The sequence below is a fragment of the Neobacillus rhizosphaerae genome (assembly GCF_937468385.1).
GTDB lineage: Bacteria > Bacillota > Bacilli > Bacillales > Cytobacillaceae > Neobacillus > Neobacillus rhizosphaerae.
In genome coordinates this window covers 86,680-110,614 of the sequence record NZ_CALBWS010000005.1, presented here as the reverse complement: position 1 = coordinate 110,614, position 23,935 = coordinate 86,680, and the positions used below count along the sequence as shown (strand labels likewise).

Here is a 23,935-nt window from a genome sequence, read left to right as displayed (position 1 = left end):
TCTTTTTCCCTACTGTAACAGAACCATCTAACAAAGCGGATGGCACTAATCCAGTAAATAACGGCGGATGGCCCTCGCCACCCCTGCATCATTATTATTGCCCGTCACCTGATCTGCCAATAATTTCACTTTATCAGGTGCATTCCCCATCGCAATTCCTAATCCTGCAGCGGAAAGCATAAGGGCGTCATTATAGTTATCGCCAATCGCAGCGGTATGTGAGATAGGGATACCTAACTGCTCAGAAAGCTTTAACAGTGCGGAGGCCTTGGTCACACCACTCGGAGAAATTTCTAAATTGATGAAATTGAAACTGCTGCTAATCTCCATATCCTCTATCTGTTCCCCAATCCGTTTGGAAAAATCTTCGAGTGCATTGCTATCATCAAAAACGGCTATTTTTGTAATCTCAGGTTGATTTTCCTTCAGATATTGGTAAAAATGCTCAATGACATGAACCTGGCATTTTTCCCGAAAGCTTTGACAGTTTTTGAACTCGCCGCCTGATCTTTTAAGAGAGGGAATATTATTTTCAATCCAGGTCTCATTCCATTTATTTACCTTTGGGACTAGGAGCGTATCCCCTTTATAAAAATGAGCATAGATCCCTTCCCTTTCGCATAATTCCCAGAAACTCAATAGAGATTCATGCTGGAAAACCGATTGTTCGCTAACCTCTCCATTCTCATCAAGCAGGATGGCGCCATTGTAAGCAATGATGGGCTCTCCCTTTAGGCCGATGGTATTGGCAATCCATCTTGTTGAAAGTGGGGAACGTCCGCTGCAAATAACTACCCTTCCCCCTCTTCTACGGTACTCTTGAATCGCCTCTATTGTTTCAATATCAATCTCTCTTTGATCGGTTAATAATGTCCCATCGAGGTCAGTCGCTAATAATCGATATTTCATTTTTACCTCTCCTTATGAAGTCATTTTTTAATATTATTATATTTTTTTTGAAATTATATTTCAAAATTGTTTTTCTATTTCCTATTTTTTCAATGAGTATGTTCGTTTATGTTAAATCAGGGCCTGGATTTAGATATAATGAAATTAAGGGAGGTGCTTACCTTGCTTCAACCCGATCTCGCGGAAAAAATTGTCAAGGAAGTCCGGAAATTAATCGGTGAAGAAATCATTGTCGTTAACACAGATGGCCATATTATTGCTGGCACCAATCGGGAGAGAGTCGGTGCTTTCCATGAAGGAGCATTAATCACTTCACAAAACAGGAAAAAGCTGATCATCACCGAAAAAGAGATACCGCAATTAAAAGGGGTAAAGCCGGGAATTAATCTTCCTATCTTGTTTCAAAATGAGGTCATTGGTGTGATTGGAATTACTGGGGACCCTGAAACCATCACCCCATTTGGTGAAATCATTCGCAAAATGACGGAGCTGCTAATTAGTGAAAACTACTATGCCGAACAATTTGATTGGCACTCTCGAACAATCGAAACCTTCGTAATGGAATGGCTGCAAACAAAAGAGCCAAGTCCTGAACTAGTGGATAAAGCTCGAACGCTATCCATCAATCTTGAACTAGATCGAACGGCAGCCATTATTGAGTTTGACAAAAGAAACTATCCCCTTTCAAGGGATTTTTGGTCCTCTATTTTGAAATCATTTTCTCAAAGTAAGCATGATGTCACAGCACGGTCCGGAAATGAACGAATCATTCTCTTAATCGATAGTTCCGCTACTGTTCATCCAACAACTATCAAAAAACGGCTGAATCATTTTTTGCAATTTTTAAAGAATACCTTTGGAATTTCCGCTTATGCAGGGGTTGGACAAAAAGGAGAAGGCAATTTGATACGCCATTCCTATGAGCAGGCCGAACGAGCGCTGAAAATTGCTCGAAGTAAGCGAGAGATTATATTCGATGAGGAATTAATGCTTGAAATGATCACTGAGGAGCTTCGTCCTGAGGTAAAATCAGCTTACATCCAGCGAACCATTGGTTCGATATTATCTGAAAGTGAATTGCTCGAAACACTAACAGAACTATTTAAGCAAAACCACTCCTTAAAAAACACGGCCCAATCCTTGCATATCCATATAAATACACTGCATTATCGCCTAAAAAAGGTCGAGGACATGACACATTTAAACCCAAGCAAGATTCACGATTTACTCTGTCTGTACCTAGCCATTCTTTTTTTAGAAGAACAGCCAATGCTTAAAAAATAATAGGCTTTAGCTACCATCTTTTTAGATAAACAACCAAAAACAGAATAATAATATACTTATTTTTTAGATGTTTATCCATAGCAGGTAGACTTCTTTTTTTTTTATACTTTAAACAGTATGAAAATAGTTTACGCAGCACGGAGAGGATGGGGGAAACAAAATGCTTATTAATGAAGTGAAAGAAAAATTGATTGCCATTGTGACCAAGGCTAATTATGATGATTCCAAAACAGAACGTTTAGTTTACTCCTATGATGCCACGCCAAACTTCCAGTCGATGCCGGATGCCGTTGTCAGCCCGAGGAACACAGAGGAAGTTTCACAAATCTTAAAGGTTTGTAATCAATATAAGGTTCCAATTGTGCCACGCGGCTCGGGAACGAACCTTTGTGCCGGAACATGCCCAACTGAGGGCGGAATAGTCATGCTTTTTAAACATATGAACAAGATCCTCGAAATTGATGAAGAGAATTTAACCGTAACCGTTCAGCCCGGTGTCATCACTCTTGATATGATTCATGCCGTGGAAGAAAAGGGGCTTTTCTATCCTCCTGACCCAAGCTCGATGAAAATCTCCACGATTGGTGGCAACATCAATGAAAACTCTGGTGGTTTGCGCGGACTCAAATACGGAGTAACCCGCGATTATGTCATCGCACTCGAAGTGGTGTTGCCTAATGGCGATATAATTCGGACAGGCGGAAAGCTGGCAAAGGATGTCGCTGGTTATGATTTAACCCGTCTGTTTGTCGGCTCTGAAGGAACACTAGTTGTTATTACTGAGGCCACACTTAAATTGATTCCGATGCCAGAAACGAAAAAAACGATGCTTGCCCTTTACCAAGACCTATCCGCTGCCGCCAAGTCGGTGTCAGCGATTATTGCGAATAAAATCATTCCGACAACACTTGAGTTTCTTGACCAGCCCACCTTACAGGTAGTTGAGGATTTTGCCAAAATCGGACTGCCAACTGATGTGAAGGCCGTCCTTTTAATCGAGCAGGACGGACCTCCTGAAGTCGTCGAACGTGATTTAACAAGAATAGCCGATATTTGTAAGCAGGAACAGGCAGTCTCGATTCAAATTGCCGCTTCTGAAGCAGAAGCTGAAGCACTGAGGACTGCACGACGCACCGCACTATCTGCGATTGCCCGCTTAAAGCCGACGACAATCCTCGAAGACGCGACGGTCCCGAGGTCAGAAATTGCCAATATGGTGAAAGCCATCAATGAGATTACTGACAAATATCAGCTGACCATTTGTACCTTCGGCCATGCCGGGGATGGAAATCTCCACCCTACCTGTGCAACCGATGCCAGGAATCACGAAGAAATGGAACGAGTTGAAAAAGCCTTTGCCGAAATATTTGAACACGCGATTGCCTTAGGCGGAACGATTACCGGAGAACATGGAGTCGGCGCAATGAAAGCCCCCTACCTCGAATGGAAGCTAAAAGAAGAAGGAATCGCAGCAATGAAAGCCATTAAGCACGGGTTTGACCCTAATAATATCATGAATCCAGGGAAGGTTTTTGCCAAAGACAGCAAGAAACGCGTGGTGGTGACAAAATGACAACCATGAAAGAGCAAGAAAAGATCCAAGAGCAATTTAAAGCCCGAATGAACGAAGATGATTTGCTAAACTGTATGCGTTGCGGTTTTTGCCTGCCAACTTGCCCAACGTATATTGAATCAGGCTACAAAGAATCCCATTCCCCTAGAGGTCGAATTGCCCTCATGAAGGCGGTGGTCGATGGGGTGATTGAGCCGGATGAGGATTTTGAACGTTCACTCGAACTTTGTCTCGGCTGCCGGGCCTGCGAACCAGTCTGCCCCTCTGGTGTGAATTATGGCCATTTATTAGAAGATGCCAGGGATATCATCAATCAAAACAAGAAACATTCTTTACCAGTACGAATCGTCAGAAAAACAGTTTTTCAAGGATTATTTCCGCACCCAAATCGGATGCGCGGGACAGTAGGCTTACTGGGATTCTATCAACGCTCCGGAATTCAAACGATTGCACGAAAAATTGGTTTTTTGGGACTTTTACCTGAAAGTTTGGCTACCATGGAAAAAGTATTGCCTAAGGTGCCGACGATGAAAGAGATGAAAAATCGTCCTGAATATCTACCGGCAATCGCTGAAAAAGTTCACCGGGTAGCTTTTTTCAGCGGCTGTTTAATGGATACGATGTTCCTTAAGACAAACGATGCCACCATGAAACTGCTGCAATTAGCCGGCTGTGAGGTCGTTATTCCACAGAATCAAGTATGCTGTGGGGCCTTGCATGGACACAGCGGTGAAAAACAAACTGCCAAGGATCTGGCTAAAAAAAATATCATCGCCTTCGAAAACTTAAACGTGGACTATATTATTACCAACGCCGGCGGTTGTGGCGCATTCCTAATCGACTATGATCATTTACTGAAGGATGATCCTGATTGGAAAGACCGGGCAAAAGATTTCAAGGAAAAGATAAAGGATATTTCCGAAGTATTGGTAGCAGTCGACTTTCATCAAAAGGTGAAATTAGAGCTTCCGCCACAGGTTATCACCTATCAGGATTCCTGCCATCTAAGAAATGTGATGAAAACAGCATCCGCGCCACGAGTTCTTCTCCGAGCGATTGAAGGAGCGGAATATAATGAAATGAAAGATGCTGACCGCTGCTGCGGCTCTGCCGGAATTTATAATATTGTTGAGTCAGAAATGTCGATGGTGATGCTCGACTACAAAATGGTTCAAGCGAAATCTTCCCATGCCACCACAATTGTCACAGCAAACCCTGGCTGTCTGTTGCAAATGCAGCTAGGGATTGAAAGAGAAGGGCTATCTTCAAAAATGAGAGGGGTTCATATTGTGGACCTATTAATTGAGGCTGTAAAACAAGCATAAAAAGAGGCTGTCCCAAGAGTCATTGTCTGATGCTTTTGGGGTCAGCCCTTTTACTTTTTATGGCCCCTTCCTAAAGATGCTGCTTTATATTGAGATTTAAGTACGAACTGACCATTCCTTTAGATTCGCTGATAAAACCCTTGGGAACGGCACCCAGAATTATTCTTTATTAGAAAGCAGCTCCGATACAGTTACAAATTGATACCCTTTTTCCTTAAGGGCAGGCAGAAAAATTTTTAAAGCCTCGACAGTTTGACTTCGGTCGCCGCCGCCATCATGCAGGAGAATAATGTCCCCATTCCTGGCATGCCGAATGACATGATTGGCAATGACTGGTGCACCAGGTAGGGACCAATCCTTTAATTCCTGATGATAGGACCAAAGCACGACTTTGTATCCTTGTCTTTTTGCCTCCTGTAGTAAGTCATTGTCTAAATATCCTCCTGGGGGCCGGAACAACTTAGGATGGTTTGGCTGGTACTTTTGGATAATACGTTCAGCCTGAATGATTTCAAAGTGCATCTGTTGAAAGCCAACTTTATTTTCATACGGATGTGTCATCGAATGATTGCCCAATTCATTACCGGCCTCGACAACTTGTTGGACAACCTCCGGATAACGCTCCATTCGATTTCCAATCTGGAAAAACGTTGCGTTGGCATTATACTTTTCCAAGACAGCCAGAACCTGTGGTGTATAGATAGGATTTGGTCCATCGTCAAACGTTAAAGCGATGACCTTTTTCTTAGTAGTGACATCCCAAACAACCTGCCCGGTTGGCTCTACCTGCTTTCGCTTGATCATCCCTGCATTTGCATTCGTGTAGATATTGGTATAGAAACAGATGAATACAATAACGAAGAGCACCCATTTCATCACTTTAAATCCCCTTTATCAATCCTTTTCTTACCGAGAATGTAAGTCTTTATAATCTGCACCATTATGATGATTACTATGTTGAGATATTGTTCAATTTACCATTTATGTCATTTCATCTTCGACCACATCTCTGGCTCAGCAGACAAGAATCTTTGACGTTGATGGTTTGCCCGTCAGTCACGTCCTATCTGTTAGTATCCCGGTTAACATCTTGATTCCAATATGGTACGGTATTGATGTTTCAGAATAATATATTGAGAGATTTCAATCTAGCGGTTTTAGGGGGATTATTATGTCATTCTTTGAATTTTTAAATAATAAATGCATAATCTGTAAACGGAAAGTAAAGCCTCTAAGAAAATACATCGATGACAAAGGAAGGGTAATCAAGGTCTGCATTCCTTGTTCAGAATATGCCGAGCGGAGAGCCTATCGAGTAAAAAAATAACGAAAGCTCTTTGACACGGTCCGGTTTTTTTACTTCATTTCGAATATTTCAGAATTGATTGAAGTCCTTCTTAGTGCACTTATACGTTCAGAATTTATGGATATTAATTCTGATTTGCTAAAGAAAACTCGCCGATTGGCGAGCCCCTAAGGGCGAAGATAGAGGCGTAGTTGCACTTATGCCTGATAGAAAGTTATACTTTCCTATCGGCCAAGAAAAACCGAAGGAAAATTCCCTCGGTTTCTTTTGGAAAGTTGATTATTCTTTTATTGCGGCTTCAACAGTAGTTTCTTCAGCGTTTTCTACAGCTGCTACTTCTTTTGTTGCTTCTTCAGATTCAACTTTAGTTGCTTCGTCTGTAGTTTCTTCAGCTGCTACTTCAGTAACTTGGTCTTCTGTTGTTTTTTCAGTTACTACTTCAGTACTTTCGTCTGTCACTTCCGTAGTTTCCTCAGTTACCTTTTCAGCTTCTTCAGTTACTACATCTTCAGAAACTTCTTCGCCAGCTAGGACAGCAGAGTTTGCTGCGGCATGAGCTTTTGCAGCCTCACTTGCATGTACACTCGCTTGAGATTTTGCTTTGTTAGCAGCAGAAGGATTTACCTTCACAGTTTCTTCAGCGTTTTCTACAGCTGCTACTTCTTTTGTTGCTTCTTCAGATTCAACTTTAGTTGCTTCGTCTGTAGTTTCTTCAGCTGCTACTTCAGTAACTTCTTCTGTCACTACTGCAGTTTCCTCAGTTACCTTTTCAGCTTCTTCAGTTACTACATCTTCAGAAACTTCTTTGCCAGCTAGGACAGCGGAGTTTGCTGCGGCATGAGCTTTTGCAGCCTCACTTGCATGTACACTCGCTTGAGATTTTGCTTTGTTAGCAGCAGAAGGATTTACCTTTGCTTCTTTCTCAGCATCTGCTTCAGGAGCATCCGCTTCATCGTCCTCATTTGTTTTTACTACTGCATCAGTAACAAAATTGAGTTTCTTGGAATTGGAATCAGAATCTGAATCATCAGAAGCATCTTCTTTATCCTCATTTTTTACTGCAGATTCAGAATCAAGATTTGCAGTTTTTTCATCTTCTTTAACTGCCACTTCATCATCGTCAACTTTTACAGCAACATCGTTTTCAAGAGCAGCTGTTTCTTTCGTTTCAGATTCTGTATCATTGGTTACTTCAGTATGAACATCAGCAACCACTTCTGCTGCAGGTTCTTGAACTGGAGTTTCTTCAGTTATTTCCTCTTCCGTTACCACTTCTTGAGCCTGTTCACCCTTACCGTGAACCGCTGAATTTGGAGCAGCATGCATTTTTGCTGTCTCACTGGCATGCACACTCGCCTGTGATTTGTTAACCTTTTCTTCTTTAGGCTTCACTATTACTTTTGCTTCTACCTTAGGCTGTACTTTTACAGCTGGTGCTGCAGGAACGGCAGGCTTTGCCTTTTCGTTAGCCTTAACGCTATTAGCACTTTTTACTTGAACTGTATGTTCTGCTTTTTCCTTATCAGGGCCGGCTGCTTCAGTAAAATGGCCTCCCGCAAAAATTCCAAAAGACAATGCACCAGCCAGTACTAAAGATTTAACAACTTTATTCATGTTAAGATAATGTTTCATAATTTAATTCGCTCCTTTTATTATCGTGTTCCGTGGCTTTTAGCTGCGGTAAACGGTTTATAAAAAAGGAGCTTCCTGCGGTGGTGGTGCAGGCGGCGCATTCACCCATTGGTTATTTAAAAATGCATCTCGAGAGAGGTAAGGCTGGACAAGTTTGATTTCATAATATTTGTTCCATTCAAACCATTTGTCCATCAAGCTTATTGTGCTTATTCCGCTGCTGATTCGATCATTAGATTGACCCCCAGAACTGTTCGTCCTTTGCGTTGGGTTAATCTCCAGGCTCATCTTTGGAATTTCTCCCTGACTAGCTGGGACCTGTCCCTGTTTTCGCGACTCTGGTACAATGAGTTCAAAACTATCTTCCTTTTTTGAAATCGACAAGTTAGGTTCGAATCCCTTGACCAATCCCGCTGATTGGACTTTGTTTTTTACTTCAATAATAGTATTAGGTAGGGAATCAGAATCCCCAGCTTCATTTTTAGGAGCAGGCTTATTCTTTCCTAACCCTTTATGATTTTCCTGTCGAGCGGCCGCTTTTTCAGACTCGGGAGTTTTGTCGGCCTTCTCTGCCTTTTTTAGTGCAGACTGCATGTTACCCTTTGCCTGCTCCGGCAATTCTCGCGCTGCTGCAGCAGATTTTTGGGAAGCTGCACGTTGAATAGAATTGTTAGATGCCGTCTGTTTTCCCCTAGCTTGATTTTTAACAGCAGGTTCAGGTATCACCGCAGTATTTTTCAGGGATTTTGTATTTTCAGCTTTTGCTGGAACGTTAGTTTGTACAGCTCTGTTATCTGTTTTTACTGAAATATTAGCTTGTACAGACGCGTTTTGAGAATGCTGCTGTCCACTTAGTTCGTTCTTTTCGGCAAAGGCATTGTCCGGTAAAAACACGGCTGCTCCAACCATAAGACCTGTTATAAGAATATAGCGGAAGTGCAAGATGTCACCCCCTTTCATCTCATCGTAATGTTCATGAACAGCATTCGAGGTAATTAGACATTTTTTGGCCGTTTTCTACTCTCCCACTAAAAAACGATGCTATTCACCTAAGAACACCTGATTCAGATGGCCCTTATTTTTGGTATTTTTTATTAATTCCTGACTATTTTCGGACTATTCGATAGTTTATTGAAAACCAAGTTCATTAATTTTAAAAAACTGATTATTAGTAAATATTTCACTGATGTGGATAGTAAATTGCTTATTATCGAACGACTTCAAAATATAAAAAAAGGAGCACTGCCACAAAAAGTGGAGAGCTCCTTTTGATATAAATGATGCTAACTTTCCTTTATTACTTTTTCTTTACATTAATATACAATTTTCCGTCAGCTGTTTGTCTTGACTCATTGCCATAGGAATCCACAGCCTTCACCTCAATGATGGCACCGTCGGCTATCATATCCTTCGTAGCGGTGTAATATCCGACATAATATCCCGGTGAAACCTCCATCATTGGAAGCTCTGTTGCATTCGCTAATTGTAATGTTTTCGATTGTGTCAGCGGCATATGGATGAAGAAAGATGCTTTCAAACCAGGCTCACTTGTAAACTCAATCTTTACACTTTCACCCTTCTTCAATTCCTTATCTTCAGAAGGTTTTACATTTTTAATCAATGGTGGCGTGTATTTCACGTCAACTTTTAACGATTTTTCCGTCGTGTTTCCTGCCTTATCCTTGGCCAAAACCTTGATTTGATTGATTCCTTCATCCAGAATAATTCTGGCGGAATAGGTTCCATTTTCAACTTTTGCTGTTGTTCCATTGACAAGGACAAAATTTAAATAATTATCTGCGACTGTTCCAGTAACGGTGACGGTTTCTTTATTCAATTTACTTCCATCAGTTGGCGAACCAATCGTTAACTCCGGCGCATCGGCATCATAGGTTACATTTACAGGTGCGGAAGCATCCGTCATCCCTTGTGCTGTAGATGCTTTTGCCGTTAATTGGTTCTCACCCTTATTGAGTTTCACGTCAACAGAATAGCTGCCATCATCCTTTGTATCAACAGCCGCAACTTCTACGCCTTTATTAAATATATGAACCTTTGTCGTTGGTGCAGCTTCACCTTTCACAGTTACTGTTTCAACGTTGGTGAACGTTCCATCAACAGGAGAGGTAATCGATGGTTCTGTTACTTCATAATCAACCACGGCACGAATCATATAGTTACCCTCAGCTTCTGGAGAAGGTGTCCATGCGCCACCAACAAGCTGCCAGCTTCGCTTCGCATTTGGCCCATTCTCATCTGTTCCCAGACCAGGTGCTTTCGTATTTACATCAGCTTGGATGTAGACGATATAGAAATCTCCTTCAACAAGGATACCATGGCTGTTCATATCCACTTTTGTCCACTGACCATTTCGAAGTGCAGTAGCATCAAATGGACCGGCTAGTTTTTTACCAGGTGCACCTTCAGGACCTGAAGCATCATATACGGCTACTTTGAAGGCAGTGCCGCCTGGAACTGGCCATTCTGAAGTCCAGAAGCGGAACAAGCCGCCTGTCACTAATGCCTTTTTCTGCCCTTTTGCTAATGACATTTTTACAGCCCAACCATTTCCGGCATCGTAAAAAGCTCGCGCGTTTTCTGCTGTGCCATCGTCATAACCGATTTCACCTGGGAAACCAATAAAAGGCTTAATATCAAAATTCTGCTGAATGTTCCCTTTTAGTTTAATCGTCGCTTCTTGACTGTAATAATGTGGTGCTATGACTTTAAGAGTATAGTCACCTTCATAGCCCGTAATTGAAAAATGTCCGTTTTCATCCGTTTGGACAGGCTGAACGGCTGCATCTTCAATAACATATACAGTCGCCCCAGCAACTGGCTGTCCTGATGCCTTATTCTTGATCGTTCCTGAAACAGTTCCCTTCGCCTTTTCCTGAAGTGTAAAGTTCGCTGTTGCTTCTCCGTCCTGTGCAATCGTTACTGATTTAGTTTGCGAGTGATAGCCATAGCTTTCAGCAATGACCGTAAATGTTCCTGCTGCATGTGTCATCTCAAAGCTTCCATTTGCCGGATTAGTGGTTACAGAACGACCGGATTCCACAACCGTTACTTGAGCCTGCATAGGTAATTGCATTGGAGCAGCCTTTTCAGTGCTTACTTCCTTTTTCACCTCAGGCCTCATCATAGTTAACTTATCCGGATTGACCTTTTCTTTTTTAACAGAAGCTGCTTCAGACTCATCATTTTCAGTTGTGACGTCCACCTCTGTTTTTTGTGATACAGCAAGTGGTGCATTTGTTAAACGAACATCATCAATATACCAGCCTTGCTTTGTCACACTGCCATCAGTTGTGATGTTGAAAGCTACATAAATTCTTTGGCCAGCATATTCACTTAAATTCACTTCACCGTCAATCCAGCCATTTGACAGATTATTAACGCGAAGCTTTTGAACCCAGTTCACACCGTCTGTTGAAACAAATACATGCCCATAATCATAGTTTTTTTCAAGCTCATACCATTGCTTAAATTGGAGATAACTGTTTCCTTCGGGCAAATCAATTGGCGGCATCTGTAATGAAGCGTTTGCTTTACTATCATAATTTCCAGTTAGATTTGTCGCATATACTTTTTCACCGGAAAAAGCTGCTCCAGGACCGTTAGTTGGCTTACCCCACTGCCAAGAATTGTTGGCACCGTAAGAAGTCCAGCCATTAGGATTACTTTCAAAATCAGCAACATAGCCTACTGTAATCCCTGGAAGAACAGTGACCCTATGTTCACTAACAGATTCATTTCCACCGAAATCAAGAGCTTTCCACTTATATACGAAAGCATTGCCTGAAATCTCTGCACCAGGAATATTCACGCGGTACGTTCCATTTTTGTAATCGCCGCTAATCCGCTGTGCAGCCACAGTAGTCCATGAACCATCTTGCTTTTGATATTGGAGCGATACATTTGTTACACTAATATTATCGGCAGCTGAAGCTTCTAACGTTAACGGCATTCCTGCAAAAACCGTGGCAGGTTGGGAATGTGTTAACACCGGTGCTTCACTGTCGGTTCCTTCTTTCGTTACCTGGCCTTTTAGTTTCCCTAAACCAGAAACAACAGAAGATACGGCATCAAATACATTCAATAATCCTGAGCCATAACCATTATTTGGTGATTCCGGATATTTGCTGTCTGTTAAAGGAATAGCTGATGTTTCTAAAATTCTTTCTAAATCATCAACCGTTAAGCTTGCATTTGCTTGCTTCAACAAGGCAACTGCCGCTGATACATGCGGACCCGCCATTGAGGTTCCATTCCATCCGCCTTCATAAGTGCCACCAGGGACGGAAGAACGAATATTTACACCAGGTGCAGCAATTTCAGGTTTGATTTCCCCATATGGAGATGGTCCAAGTAAGGAAAAGCTTCCGAGTTTATTGTTAATATCTGTAGCTCCTGTTGCAAATGCTTCCGGGTAGTTTGCCGGATTCGCAATAGAACCAGGGCCGCCAGGATTACTTAAGTTTGTATTTCCTGCAGAGAATTCCGGGAAGATTTCTGCCGCTTTCCACGCCTGAACCATCGGACGGTACCACTCATCAAGCCCAGGGCCTCCACCCCATGAATTATTGATGACATCTGGTGCCATATCAGGGTTTCCACCCGGGGCAATCATCCAATCACCAGCTTCTAATAAATCTGCATCCGTGCCACCAGCTGCCGTGAATGCTTTTACTGCAATCCACTTTGCACCTGGTGCGACACCGATGATATTGGAACCATTCGGCTCTGAACCAACCATTGTTCCTGTTGTATGTGTTCCATGCCCGTGATCATCATATGGTGTAGTTTGACCACGAGTTGCATCAAACCAGCTATACGTATTATCCGCTTGACCTGTTGCTGGATTATAACCGCGATATTTTTCCTTTAATGCTGGATGATTCCATTGCACTCCGGTATCAATCGAACCAATGACAACCCCGCTGCCATCAATCCCCATTTCCCAAACTGCAGGGGCTCCTACACGATCAATATTCCATTCGATCGAATTGGTTCCTGCTGCCGGTTCTTGTACAGCTGTACCTGCGGATTTTTCCGGAACGAACAATTGTCTTGTTTCGTTCGGGAGGATTTTTTCAACCTCTAGAAAAGCTGCTGCTTTTTCCATTACCTCTTGCGTTCCTGTAACCGCAATCGCATTCACGATATAGTAGGAATGAACATCCTTGGCCTTTCCAGCCTTCACTTGCTCTTCAAGAAACGCTAACACGTCAGTCTGTGTTTCCTGTGCCGTTGCTTTTAACTCGGAAACAATTGTGTTTCGCTTTAATGATTTTGTTTTTGCAGGTGTCGCCTTCTGCAGCTTGGCTTTATCCTCAGCCGCCTTTGCAACTTTAGCAGCATCCACCTGCTCTTTCATTTTGATGAGAAAGGTTACTTTATCTTGGTCTTCAAATTGCTTGTACAACGAATTCGTTACTTTTTGCTTTGGTGTTGGTAGCTCATCCTTGGCTGAAACACTTACTCCTTTTGTTTCAGCGTTCGCATTCATTTGCGGTTGCATGAGCAACGGCAATACTAGAATGGCTGTGAGTAGAATCGATAACCATCGACGTTGTTTTCTTTTCATCCTCTTACCCCCTAAGTATTTTCCTTATTCACTGAAACTACTACCCTCCTTTCTGGTGCACACTATATGTCAATAACTAGGTGCTACTTTAAAAATAGCCCTTTAAAAATGGCTTTTGTGTCGAATCTTGTCACATAAATTAGAATATTCAGAAATTGATAGTTTAGTTGTTATTGGGAAAATTAGAAAATTAGTCCAAAGTAATGTCGACATTGCTTGTTTCATATTTTAGCTATATCCTTTTGACTAGTTCCATCATCTTTTTCGAGGATAATATTCCATTTTTTTCTAAAAACAATTCGATAGTCCTAGTTTAATTGATACATAGAAATGGATAAATTTTCACATTAAGTAATTTAATAGTTTTATTTTCCCCACTTCCACATAAAAAACGTAAATGCCATTTTACAAGTTATTACACGAATGTAACCTCTCAAGAAAGTTACAGATTCTCTGCAGATAAAAAACAATTGTTAATGGAATAAAAATAATCACTCCCCTAAATTAAACATGAATACCAGAGTAGTGACTAAAAGGACCGCTGTACGCGGCCGCGGAGAAAGCAGGGCATATAGTGACTATTTTATTACGTTTGAGGTAGAAAGTGGAGATAGGATAGAATTTGAGGTAATCGTTACTGATTATGGCATGCTTGTTGAAGGGGACAACGGACAGCTGACCCATTTTCACCATTAAAAAGAGCTCCTTTTATTATTTTTGGAGCCCTTTTTCTTGATTTTTACCTGCAAAAAAACGGATATGTGCCGTTTTTTAAATTTATGTGCTATTTTGGCCAGGTTATGTGCCGTTTTTCGATTCTATGTGCCGTTTCATCCACAACACCCATTTTCATCTTTAAGCTAATCATTCACGATTTTTTTTCATACGCTTAAAAACAACATCGTACATATCGTTTCCATAATATAACGATCTCTTCACACGAGAAATGGTTGCTGCACTCGCTCCGACTTTTTCTTCAATTTCATGATAAGTACTTTTATTATATAAAGATTTCGCTACTTTAAATCTTTGAAAGATTGTATTCAACTCCTTCACAGTGAATAAATCATCAAAGTATCTATAGCACTCCTCTTCCGTTTCTAATGTTAAAATTGCTTCAAAAAATTCATCTAAATCTTTTCCACGTAATTGATCTATTAGCATATGCCTACCACCACTTTCATTAGAGTAGCCTGTATCGCACAAAATCAAAATCCACTTCTTATGTCGAAGGATAAGAAAACTCTTCTACAATAACATTCCACTTTATTCCATTAATTATCACAGAAAAATACGTTCACTCCGAAACGATGAATTGCAAATATATCAACCTAGAAATCTATTGTAATAAGAGCATAAAGTATTATATCACTTTTTTAATATCATTAATCCCATCCTTATATTAATAATTAGGGATTTTTGTCTAAAATATGGACTATATCAGAATAATTTCATTAATGCAAAAAAAAGCTGGCATTCACCAGCTCTTTTATCCGTAATTTCTGTAAATTGCCAATATTTAATGCTAACTAGCTTTTTTGTATTCTTCCACTTGTTTTTTGTCATTGCCCATAAATCCTAAAGCAATATGAATGACCGGAACGATCAAACTAAAGATTGCGAACGGTAAATATTGAAGCGTAGATACACCTAAAGTACCTGTGATAAACACACCACTCACTCCCCATGGAATTAATGGATTCACAGCAGCTCCGGCATTCGCTAAGATTCCAGATAGATTTTTCGGCTCTAGATGAATGGCCTCATATTGTGATTTAAATGCTTTTCCAGGCAAAATAACCGATAAATACTGCTCGCCTAAAAGAACATTGATCCCAATTGAGCTTAATGCCGTCATTAGTATCAAGTTTCCTTTCGCACTTACCACGCCCGAAATTCTTGAAATGAGCTTTTCAATAATTTTAATTTCTACTAATAATCCGCCTAATGCTAAAGCTAGAAGGATAAGAGAAACAGACCACATCATGCTTTGCATTCCACCACGAGTAAGCAATTGATCTACCGTCTTGACGCCTGTTTTGGAAACAAATCCATCCTGCATATAAACAGCAATTTGGCTAAAGCTAGTATGCGGGTGGTAACAATAAATAATCCCAATGGTAGCGGCGATACTAAGTAATAACGTCGGAATAGCTGGCACTTTTTTTCTTGCACAGATAAATAATACTAATACTGGAATTAGGGTAAAAACTGAAATGGTAAAAGATGAATGAAGTGTTTGAACGAGTTCGTCGATTTTATCCCCTGCTGATCCTGACGCCCCGTGTCCCATAATTGCGAAAAAAATAAGAGATATTATAAAAGCTGGAATAATGGTTTTCATCATGCTGCGAATATGGTCAAATAAATCTACTTCGGCAATAGCAGATGCTAAGTTCGCTGTATCAGACAATGGGGAAATGTTATTCCCTAAAAAGGCACCTGAAATAATGGCACCTGCAGTCATCCCTGGGTTAAAGCCCATCATTTGACCCATTCCTAATAAGGCAATACCCACAGTGGATATGGTTGTAAAGGAGCTGCCCACTGTTATCCCTACCAATGCACAGATGACAAAAACAGAAGGTAAAAAGAATTTGGCAGATAAAACTTTAAAGCCGTAGATCATGATGGTTGGAATGGTTCCTGCTGCAATCCATACACTAATTAAAATCCCAATTAACATAAATATGATGATCGGAATTAAACCCGGTGTAATTCCATTTTGAATGCCATCATGAATGGTATCCCAAGAAAAACCTTTCAATTTTGCAAATAACACAACCAATCCGATGGCAATTAAAATCGGCACTTGAGGAGGTACACCTAAGGCTATGATACAGGTGCCTATAATGGCTAATAAAACGACTAAAAGAAAGATACTTTCTTTTAGAGTGACTTCTTTTTTCATTTTAATAAGCTCCTTATGAGTCAAATGTTATAGAATTCTACCTTTCTATATTTGTGAACGATTGAACAATTAACATCTGAACTCTATAGTAGACAAACTATTAAAGATAGATAGAGGGCATAAACAATGCTTTGGATAGTATAATGAATACTTTCAACTTGTTCCAGCGGATGTTTATGCCCTACTTTATTCACCTAGCTATTAAACGATTAACGTACTGCAACCTCAACTTTTGCATTTGCTTCCATTTCACTGTAAATCTTTTCTAATTTAGATTGCATCGCTTTTTCGATCTCACCAGCATATTCTTCAAATACATCTTTATCATGGGCGTATGGAGATAGCGCACTAGCACGTAGTACCGTAACTTTGCCTTCGCGATCCCATTCTCTTTCGCTAAATCCAAGACTCTTCACAAATGGAAGTGGGCTGTTGCCATAGTCTGGAATAGCGAAGTCAGTATGAGAAGTAATAAACTCATTATCGTACAAGCCGCCTTTCACATAAGAAGCTTGATCGAAAAAGTCATGGTTTAATTTGTTCATTTTTTCTAAATCGGTATTGCCTACTTCGTTGAATACATAGTCAACCATATTGAAATCTGGTCTTGTTAATGGATACAGACGGATGGTTTTATCGCCCACTTTGAATTCTTTTCCATATAAGAAGTGGTAAAAACGATAAGCTCCTTCAATACTTGCACCGATTAATTTACCATAACCAGTTACATTTAGCGGTAATACTTTATGGGCTGTCCAAACGGCTGCTGCGGTAGCACCTGCTTTAGATCCTTCTAACATATAAGCACCTAATAAAGCCGGAATATCTGCACCTTTTTCAAATACATAGGTTGCAAAGTAAGAAATGGCATCGCGCATTCTAATATCTTTGATGACAATTCCACCCGCAGAGTAAGGGATATAGCCCATTTTGTGTGGGTCAATGGTAATCGTTTCAGCTTGATTCATTGCTTTAAAAGAATCATAGATTTCTTTTGTTAACCATTCACATGGCTCAGAGAAGATGTTGTGTTTAGCATATACTTCATCGATTTTTTCCCATTCGATAAATTCGTTATTTTCATCTAAGAAAATAGCACGAGCATAACCACCATAAGCAGCATCAACGTGAATGTAGAAATAGATGCCTTCTTTTGCTAATTTTTCACGAAGTTCTACCATTTTATCAATACGGTCTACTTGACCTTCTTCTGTTGTACCGATAACGCCAACTACACCTAGAACAGGAATTTGTTGTGCTGCAAATTCACGAATTTTCGCTTCTAATTTGTCAATGTCCATGCGATAGTTGTCATCAACATCGATTTCTTCTACACAGTCAAGACCAACACCGATAATATCAGCCGCTTTTAACCAAGAATAGTGTTTGGTTTGTGGGATTAACCATTTCCCTAATTTTTGTAGATTTTTACCACTACGTGCAGAATGAGCTTTAATTTCATCCATTTTTTCAGGAATTTGATCGAGAATATCTAGAATTTCTGCTGTAGACATATTCAGTAATTCCCATTCAGATTTACCTGCAACAAATTCAGGAGCTACTTCTTTAATCGCAAGTGGTAATGATTTCATGTTACGTGCATACCATAGGCCCTCTAAGTTCGCAATGGAACCATCTGCGCAAATATGACCCCAGCTTTTCCCTTTTACATAGCTCATAAGTGCAGCAAATTCATGTCCCACTTCTTCTTCCATTTGAGAAGTACCTGGTGAAGATTCATAGGCTACGTTATTACCATTCCATAACATGGCTGCTGAATAAGCGATGATCGCAGGCATTAAAGTTTCAGAGTTCATATGTCCCCAGAAACGACCAGCAGAATGCCAAGGTAGTGAGTTCGCACGTAGTTTAGAAGATAATAGATTGAACACACTGCGCATATGATCAGCCGTTTCTTGGAAACTTTTTGAGCTTTTGTCTTGAGGCGTGATCACAGGTAAGTCTTGTGGCATATAGTTTTGTCTCCAACCAACGTGCTCATCGACCATTTTTAATAATAATTCTTTAAATAAATCTGTATTTTCCCCTTTAACTCCTAAGAATAATGCTTTTAAATTAATATCTGGCATTTCGTATTTCATTTTCAATTCCTCCATTAATTCATTAATTTTTATCCATTAATTCGCTTGTTTTAAATATTCCACTTCGTGATCTTCTTCTTTCTTCCATTCTGGTTTCTTACATTTGTTAATGATAAGAGCGATTCCAATCATAACGACTGTAGCGATCACTTGGAATGCTACGTAACCTGTATACTGACTTGGTTTTAAAATGGATGGTGGAATCAAACTTACAATAATCGTAAGGACGATACCTGCCATAGAGAAAAGAGAGACAAACCACATTAATCCATTTCCCTTACTACCTAATCTAAATGGTCTCTTAATATTAGGCATGTTATAGCGTAAGCGAATGGCTGAAATAGCAATTAAAGCATATACGATACAATATAGAATCGTTGTCGTAATGGTAATAATTAGGAATGCACTATTAATATCTGGAACGACTACATATAAGAAAGATACTAACGAAATAACAATGGCTTGAATCATGACAAACGTGATCGGGACGTCTTTCTTGGTTCTCTTTTGGAAGAACTTTGGTAGATTCCCTTCGTCTGCTACTTTAATCATAGATTTACTTGGTCCAAGTACCCATGCACTAAGCTGCACTAAAACACCAATTAAGATCATTAAAGAAATGATGTTTACAAAGATCGTTGGAATTCCTAAGTCTTGACAGAAAATCATGTATGGTTGTGTAATATTAGCTAACTCTAGCTTACCTTTCGGAACTGCGTTAGAAACGGTTAAACCAGCAATAATATTAAAGATGACTAACAAAATAACAGAAGAGATAACCGCGATCGGATAGTTACGTTTAGGATTTTTAATATTATTGGCATGTACAGATGAAATCTCTACCCCTGCAAAAATAAAGATAATCCCTGATAAATACGTAATGCTTCCTAAGTCTTTAAAATTGGGTACTAAATCACTTGGCTTAAAATGTCCTAAGTAACTGTTTGGCTGAATTCCATTTTTGATCATATGAATAAGACCTAAACCAACGAGAAGAACAAATGGAATATATACACCTATTACAGCGCCCCAGTTACCAGCGATTTTTACCATATCAAACTTGAGGTTTAATAACGTTACACCCCAGTATGAAATTAAGATGACTGCAAAAATAAAGTAGTTGTTTGAAGATAATTCCGGTTTATTAATAACGTAGCCTAGTAGGACACCAACAGTTGATGAAACCATTACCATCCCAAAAAACATTTGAACCCATAATAACCACGAGGTAACAAATCCCCATTTATCACCTAATGCATTTTTAACCCAAACCTGAGGCCCACCCTCTTCAGAAAATCCTGTCGAAAGCTCAGCCGACATTAATGCAATCGGTAACGCAAATACAACCGCAGCAATTAGCATATAGAAGATTTGCGTCCACCCTGTAATAGCAAGTGTTGGTACACTACGTACAGTACCAAAGAATGCCATGGTAATTCCAATTAACCCAAATAGCGTTAATTTGTTTGTCTTAGCCATAACAATATCCTTCTCTCCCGTATTTAATTTTTATAGAATAATAAACTGAATGAATACGCTAATTTCCAATGGAATAGCTCACTTTAAAAATTAGGGTATGAAAACATGTTAGCTGATACGAAGTTTGTAGATCTGATAGAATCATCCCTTTCTTCAAACAATGCTGTTATTTTGTAGAATACATCCAAAAACAGCATGAATAATATTCATAAAATAAACATTTGTTTTGTTGAAAATCCATTATTAAAACTAAGATCCCTACTTGTGAGGCGCTTCACATTTCAACTTACGACGTCAGTCTACTCCTGTATTTTTGTTTTGTCAACATCGCAAAAACCATTGATTTAATAACATTTGTGACAAAATATCAAAAACTTATTATTCAAAGCTTTAAAGATTTTATGCTTTTATCGATTGAAGCATAAAAGCTTTTACTTTAAAAAGTTAGATTAAAATTTATTAATATTAATGAATAATAATACAAAATCAATATAGTCACGCTTCCCTATTTTTGGTTTTTATTCATATGGTTGACACACCTCTTATTGGACTTTCCATTCGATTTATCAGAACCTTCAGGTTTTTGTCCCTACTGCCCAAAAGTCGCAGGATTAATAAGTACAGTTAAATCCATAAAAAAAGGAAGAGTGGACTTTCTCCACTCTTCCTTCAAAAATTACATAACCAATATTTGGATTGTTATACTAAAAAAGTAATTTTTCCTCTTCTCTTACACCTGGATGCCAGTCTAACATATGGAAAAACGCTTGATTGGCAATAGGATCATTTATACAAAATTCATCCACGTCTAAACGAAGTTTATTATCATTTCCCAAGTGCTCAGTTACATTTTTTAACAATTTGCTATATCCGATTAAACGTCTAGGTGTAATGATTTGACTTTCTCGAAAAGGAAATTCACTTTCTTGTTCACGAAAGTTTAACAATTTTTCTTGGATATTTTCACGTTCAGCATCTCTTCCGTTCACTACTTTCACTTTAACAAACAACCCATTTCCGATCCCAACTGCTCGACTCCACAAAGAGATCCAGTTATCATATTTGATATAGTATCTCCCTTGAAAGTAACTTTTGATCATTGGAAGTAAAATGTGAATTCTCGGATGGTACCTATCGCCTTTTTTCACAATATCCAGCATCCTAAAATAACCGAGACTGGCTTGTTGAATAGACTTATACTTAAACAACCGATTGAAGCCAATTAACATCTTGTCTAAGATCTGATTAATCTGTTCCATGGTTATATTTTCTAAGCCCAAATCGACCAATAACCAATTCACTTGCTGCTTTTTATTTACTTCTGTTATCACTTGGTGATTAAAGTTTGCTAATTCCACTGCTCGTTCCCATGATAGAAGCATAATTAATCCTTCACTTCCACTTCATAACGCTACGTTTTTACAGAGTTTTATTCTCCTAATTTCACTAGGCTGTATTTCTTTTTACCTTTACGGATAATGATAAATCTTCCATCGAATGAATTTTCTACTGTAACATCCGTATTCACATCTGTTACTTTGTCTCCGTTCATCGAAATGGCTCCGCTATTAATATCTTCTCTTGCTTGGCGTTTAGAAGGTTCAATTCCTAATTCCACTAACCAATCGACAATATTTTTTGATTCCTTTGAAGCATGGAAAGTCGGCATGTTTTTAAAGCCTTGTTCAATTTCATCTGCTGTTAATGCCTTAACATCCCCGCTAAATAGTGCCTCTGTAATTTTTAATGCTTGATGCAGTGCATGCTCACCATGAATAAATTTCGTCATTTCTTCCGCTAACACTTTTTGTGCTTCACGTTTATGTGGCTCTGTTTGAACCTTCACTGTTAATTCGTCAATTCGATCCTTTGTTAAGAAGGTGAAGAATTTCAAGTATTTGATGACATCGCGATCATCTGTGTTCACCCAGAACTGGAAGAATTCAAATGGTGTAGTTTTCTTAGGATCTAACCAGATCGCTCCTCCTGCTGTTTTACCAAACTTCGTACCATCTGATTTTAATAGCAATGGAATCGTTAATCCAAAGACTTTTGCTTCTGGTCCTTCTTTTCTACGAATAAGGTCGATACCACTTGTAATATTTCCCCATTGGTCACTACCACCAATTTGCAGGCGTACGCCTTCTTCTTTGTATAAGTGATGGAAATCCATCGATTGTAAAATCTGGTATGAGAATTCTGTAAATGAAATCCCTGTATCTAAACGACTAGCTACAATATCTTTCGCTAACATATTATTGACACTAAAGTGTTTCCCGTAATCGCGTAAAAAGTCAATAATGTTTACTTGATGTGTCCAATCGTAGTTATTTACCATTTTAACGCTGCTATTTCCGCCAAAGTCAAATAGCTTTTGCATTTGCGCGGTTAATGCATCAACATTATCCTGTACTTGTTCTAGTGTTTGAAGTGTTCTTTCTGTTTGACGTCCACTTGGATCACCGATTGTTCCTGTAGCCCCTCCAATTAAAATAACTGGATGATGTCCAGCTAGTTGGAAACGCTTCATCATCATAAATGGAATTAAATGTCCAATATGCATACTATCGCCAGTTGGATCTACGCCGCAGTACAAAGAGATCTCTTGCTCTTCTACTAGCTTACGTAATCCTTCTGCATCTGTTTGTTGGTTAATGGCATCGCGCCATTCCAATTCATCAATGATGTTCATGTCTTTCCAGCTCCTTTAATTTGTAAGTTTTTCTCACCTTAAATTGGTAAGAATATAAAAAAAAATCGCCCCTTATCTACAGTTGTAGACGAAGGGACGATTTTTAATCGCGTTACCACCCAAATTGCACAAATAGGACGATGCCTATTCATACCACTCTTAGCAATAGTATCGATTGCCATTCCGCTTAGCATTACCTAAGATACTCCAGAGTGTAATTCACAGGTTTGTTTGTGCTAGGTTCCATCAACCCCTAGCTTTCTCGATAACAGTGACAACCTGCTACTGGCTCTTTCAATGTATTTGATATATTAGATTGTAGCCAATTATAGTAAATTAAAATTACATTGTCAACGTCTATACATAAACATTATAAAAATTTTTAAAAATGTTCACATTTTGATTCAGTACCGAGATTCCTACGTACAGGGTTCTATCGAACCCTAATTGAGTAGGCTACCCAGTGGTTCCCACGGGTGTTCTCGGCTTATTCATAAAAACCTAAATTAAAATATAGGAGACCGGATTCACAGTGAATCCGGCCTCAAAAATGATATAAGTAAAAAGATCGGTACACGATAATAAGGAGTGGAATGGTCTCATCCTATTTCTTCATCCGAGCATTTCTTTTTCTAGTTGTATATACAAAGGTAAGCAGCAAGGCGATGAATGCCCCAAAGCCATCAATTAAAACATCCTTAAAAGAAGCGGTTCTTCCAGGGACGAATGATTGATGCCATTCATCTGTCATAGCATACAGGAAGGTAAGAACCCAGGAAAGAAGATAGAGATATCGAAAGTTCCTGAACACCTGAAAAAATAAAAAGGCAAGAATTCCAAACGCCGTGAGATGAGCAGCCTTTCGAATGATAAAATTTAGCACATCTATTAATACCCACCCTGCATTAGGTGAATGAATCACATCATGTTCAAAAGCAAACAACTTAAAGATGACTCCGGCTGTACTTTCCCCTGTGAAATATGGCAGCTGGGTGAAGAAAAAAATAACAGCCATCCATATAATTAACGCGAACACCCAGAATCTTTTTGATTTTGCCATCCAATCCTCCTCATATTACATACTGATTTGAAAAATATACCTTTTCCAATCAAGATTATTTTCTTCAGCATA

Annotated in this window: 15 protein-coding genes, 1 pseudogene and 1 other annotated feature; of the genes and pseudogenes, 4 read left to right on the top strand and 12 right to left on the bottom strand. The window is 39.4% G+C overall.

The features are described 5' to 3' along the window. Window positions 1–45: 45 nt before the first annotated feature. Window positions 46–909, bottom strand: coding sequence for a Cof-type HAD-IIB family hydrolase (locus M5A78_RS06420; protein WP_248734460.1), 864 nt, complete (start codon window positions 907–909; stop codon window positions 46–48). Window positions 910–1,071: 162 nt separating this feature from the next. Here M5A78_RS06420 and M5A78_RS06415 point away from each other — a divergent pair, with 162 nt between their 5' ends. The 3 genes from M5A78_RS06415 to M5A78_RS06405 all read left to right on the top strand — a co-directional run bounded on the left by M5A78_RS06415 (window position 1,072) and on the right by M5A78_RS06405 (window position 5,091). After that, window positions 1,072–2,193, top strand: a complete 1,122-nt coding sequence (locus M5A78_RS06415) for a CdaR family transcriptional regulator (protein ID WP_248734459.1) — start codon at window positions 1,072–1,074, stop codon at window positions 2,191–2,193. Window positions 2,194–2,353: 160 nt separating this feature from the next. Next, window positions 2,354–3,766, top strand: coding sequence for a glycolate oxidase subunit GlcD (gene glcD / locus M5A78_RS06410; RefSeq protein ID WP_248734458.1), 1,413 nt, complete (start codon window positions 2,354–2,356; stop codon window positions 3,764–3,766). Beyond that, complete coding sequence (locus M5A78_RS06405; RefSeq protein ID WP_248734457.1) at window positions 3,763–5,091, top strand: (Fe-S)-binding protein; 1,329 nt, start codon at window positions 3,763–3,765, stop codon at window positions 5,089–5,091. The genes glcD and M5A78_RS06405 overlap by 4 nt, the downstream gene beginning before the upstream one ends. Window positions 5,092–5,250: 159 nt before the next feature. Here M5A78_RS06405 and M5A78_RS06400 read toward each other — a convergent pair whose 3' ends face one another. The 4 genes from M5A78_RS06400 to M5A78_RS06385 all read right to left on the bottom strand — a co-directional run bounded on the left by M5A78_RS06400 (window position 5,251) and on the right by M5A78_RS06385 (window position 13,619). Further along, the gene (locus M5A78_RS06400) at window positions 5,251–5,967 is read right to left on the bottom strand and encodes a polysaccharide deacetylase family protein (protein WP_248734456.1); all 717 of its coding nucleotides are present in this window, start codon (window positions 5,965–5,967) and stop codon (window positions 5,251–5,253) included. Window positions 5,968–6,676: 709 nt separating this feature from the next. Continuing rightward, window positions 6,677–8,029: a hypothetical protein gene (locus M5A78_RS06395; RefSeq protein ID WP_248734455.1), complete on the bottom strand. Its 1,353-nt coding sequence runs from the start codon at window positions 8,027–8,029 to the stop codon at window positions 6,677–6,679. A 57-nt stretch (window positions 8,030–8,086) separates the two neighbouring features. Further along, window positions 8,087–8,971: a hypothetical protein gene (locus M5A78_RS06390; RefSeq protein ID WP_248734454.1), complete on the bottom strand. Its 885-nt coding sequence runs from the start codon at window positions 8,969–8,971 to the stop codon at window positions 8,087–8,089. Between the two features lie 355 nt (window positions 8,972–9,326). Further along, entirely contained in the window at window positions 9,327–13,619 is a 4,293-nt protein-coding gene (locus M5A78_RS06385) for a S8 family serine peptidase (protein WP_248734453.1), read from the bottom strand. A gap of 489 nt (window positions 13,620–14,108) precedes the next feature. Between M5A78_RS06385 and M5A78_RS06380 the strand changes: the two are divergent. After that, window positions 14,109–14,315 (top strand): annotated as a pseudogene (locus tag M5A78_RS06380) (DUF2500 domain-containing protein); the annotation flags it as partial. Between the two features lie 168 nt (window positions 14,316–14,483). Here M5A78_RS06380 and M5A78_RS06375 read toward each other — a convergent pair. From M5A78_RS06375 to M5A78_RS06345, 7 genes are all read right to left on the bottom strand, one after another. Next, window positions 14,484–14,783 (bottom strand): YerC/YecD family TrpR-related protein, encoded by a 300-nt coding sequence (locus M5A78_RS06375; RefSeq protein WP_248734451.1) that lies wholly within the window; start codon window positions 14,781–14,783, stop codon window positions 14,484–14,486. Window positions 14,784–15,144: 361 nt separating this feature from the next. After that, entirely contained in the window at window positions 15,145–16,530 is a 1,386-nt protein-coding gene (gene nhaC, locus M5A78_RS06370; protein WP_248734450.1) for a Na+/H+ antiporter NhaC, read from the bottom strand. 209 nt (window positions 16,531–16,739) lie between these two features. Continuing rightward, complete coding sequence (tdc, locus tag M5A78_RS06365) at window positions 16,740–18,632, bottom strand: tyrosine decarboxylase (RefSeq protein WP_248734449.1); 1,893 nt, start codon at window positions 18,630–18,632, stop codon at window positions 16,740–16,742. Between the two features lie 36 nt (window positions 18,633–18,668). Continuing rightward, window positions 18,669–20,111, bottom strand: a complete 1,443-nt coding sequence (tyrP, locus tag M5A78_RS06360; RefSeq protein ID WP_248734448.1) for a tyrosine-tyramine antiporter — start codon at window positions 20,109–20,111, stop codon at window positions 18,669–18,671. A 704-nt stretch (window positions 20,112–20,815) separates the two neighbouring features. After that, window positions 20,816–21,493, bottom strand: coding sequence for a protein rep (locus M5A78_RS06355; protein ID WP_248734447.1), 678 nt, complete (start codon window positions 21,491–21,493; stop codon window positions 20,816–20,818). Between the two features lie 47 nt (window positions 21,494–21,540). After that, window positions 21,541–22,803: a tyrosine--tRNA ligase gene (tyrS, locus tag M5A78_RS06350; RefSeq protein ID WP_248734446.1), complete on the bottom strand. Its 1,263-nt coding sequence runs from the start codon at window positions 22,801–22,803 to the stop codon at window positions 21,541–21,543. A gap of 89 nt (window positions 22,804–22,892) precedes the next feature. Next, window positions 22,893–23,110 (bottom strand) — a binding site (T-box leader). A gap of 297 nt (window positions 23,111–23,407) precedes the next feature. Continuing rightward, window positions 23,408–23,863 (bottom strand): VanZ family protein, encoded by a 456-nt coding sequence (locus M5A78_RS06345; RefSeq protein WP_248734445.1) that lies wholly within the window; start codon window positions 23,861–23,863, stop codon window positions 23,408–23,410. Window positions 23,864–23,935: the final 72 nt, after the last annotated feature.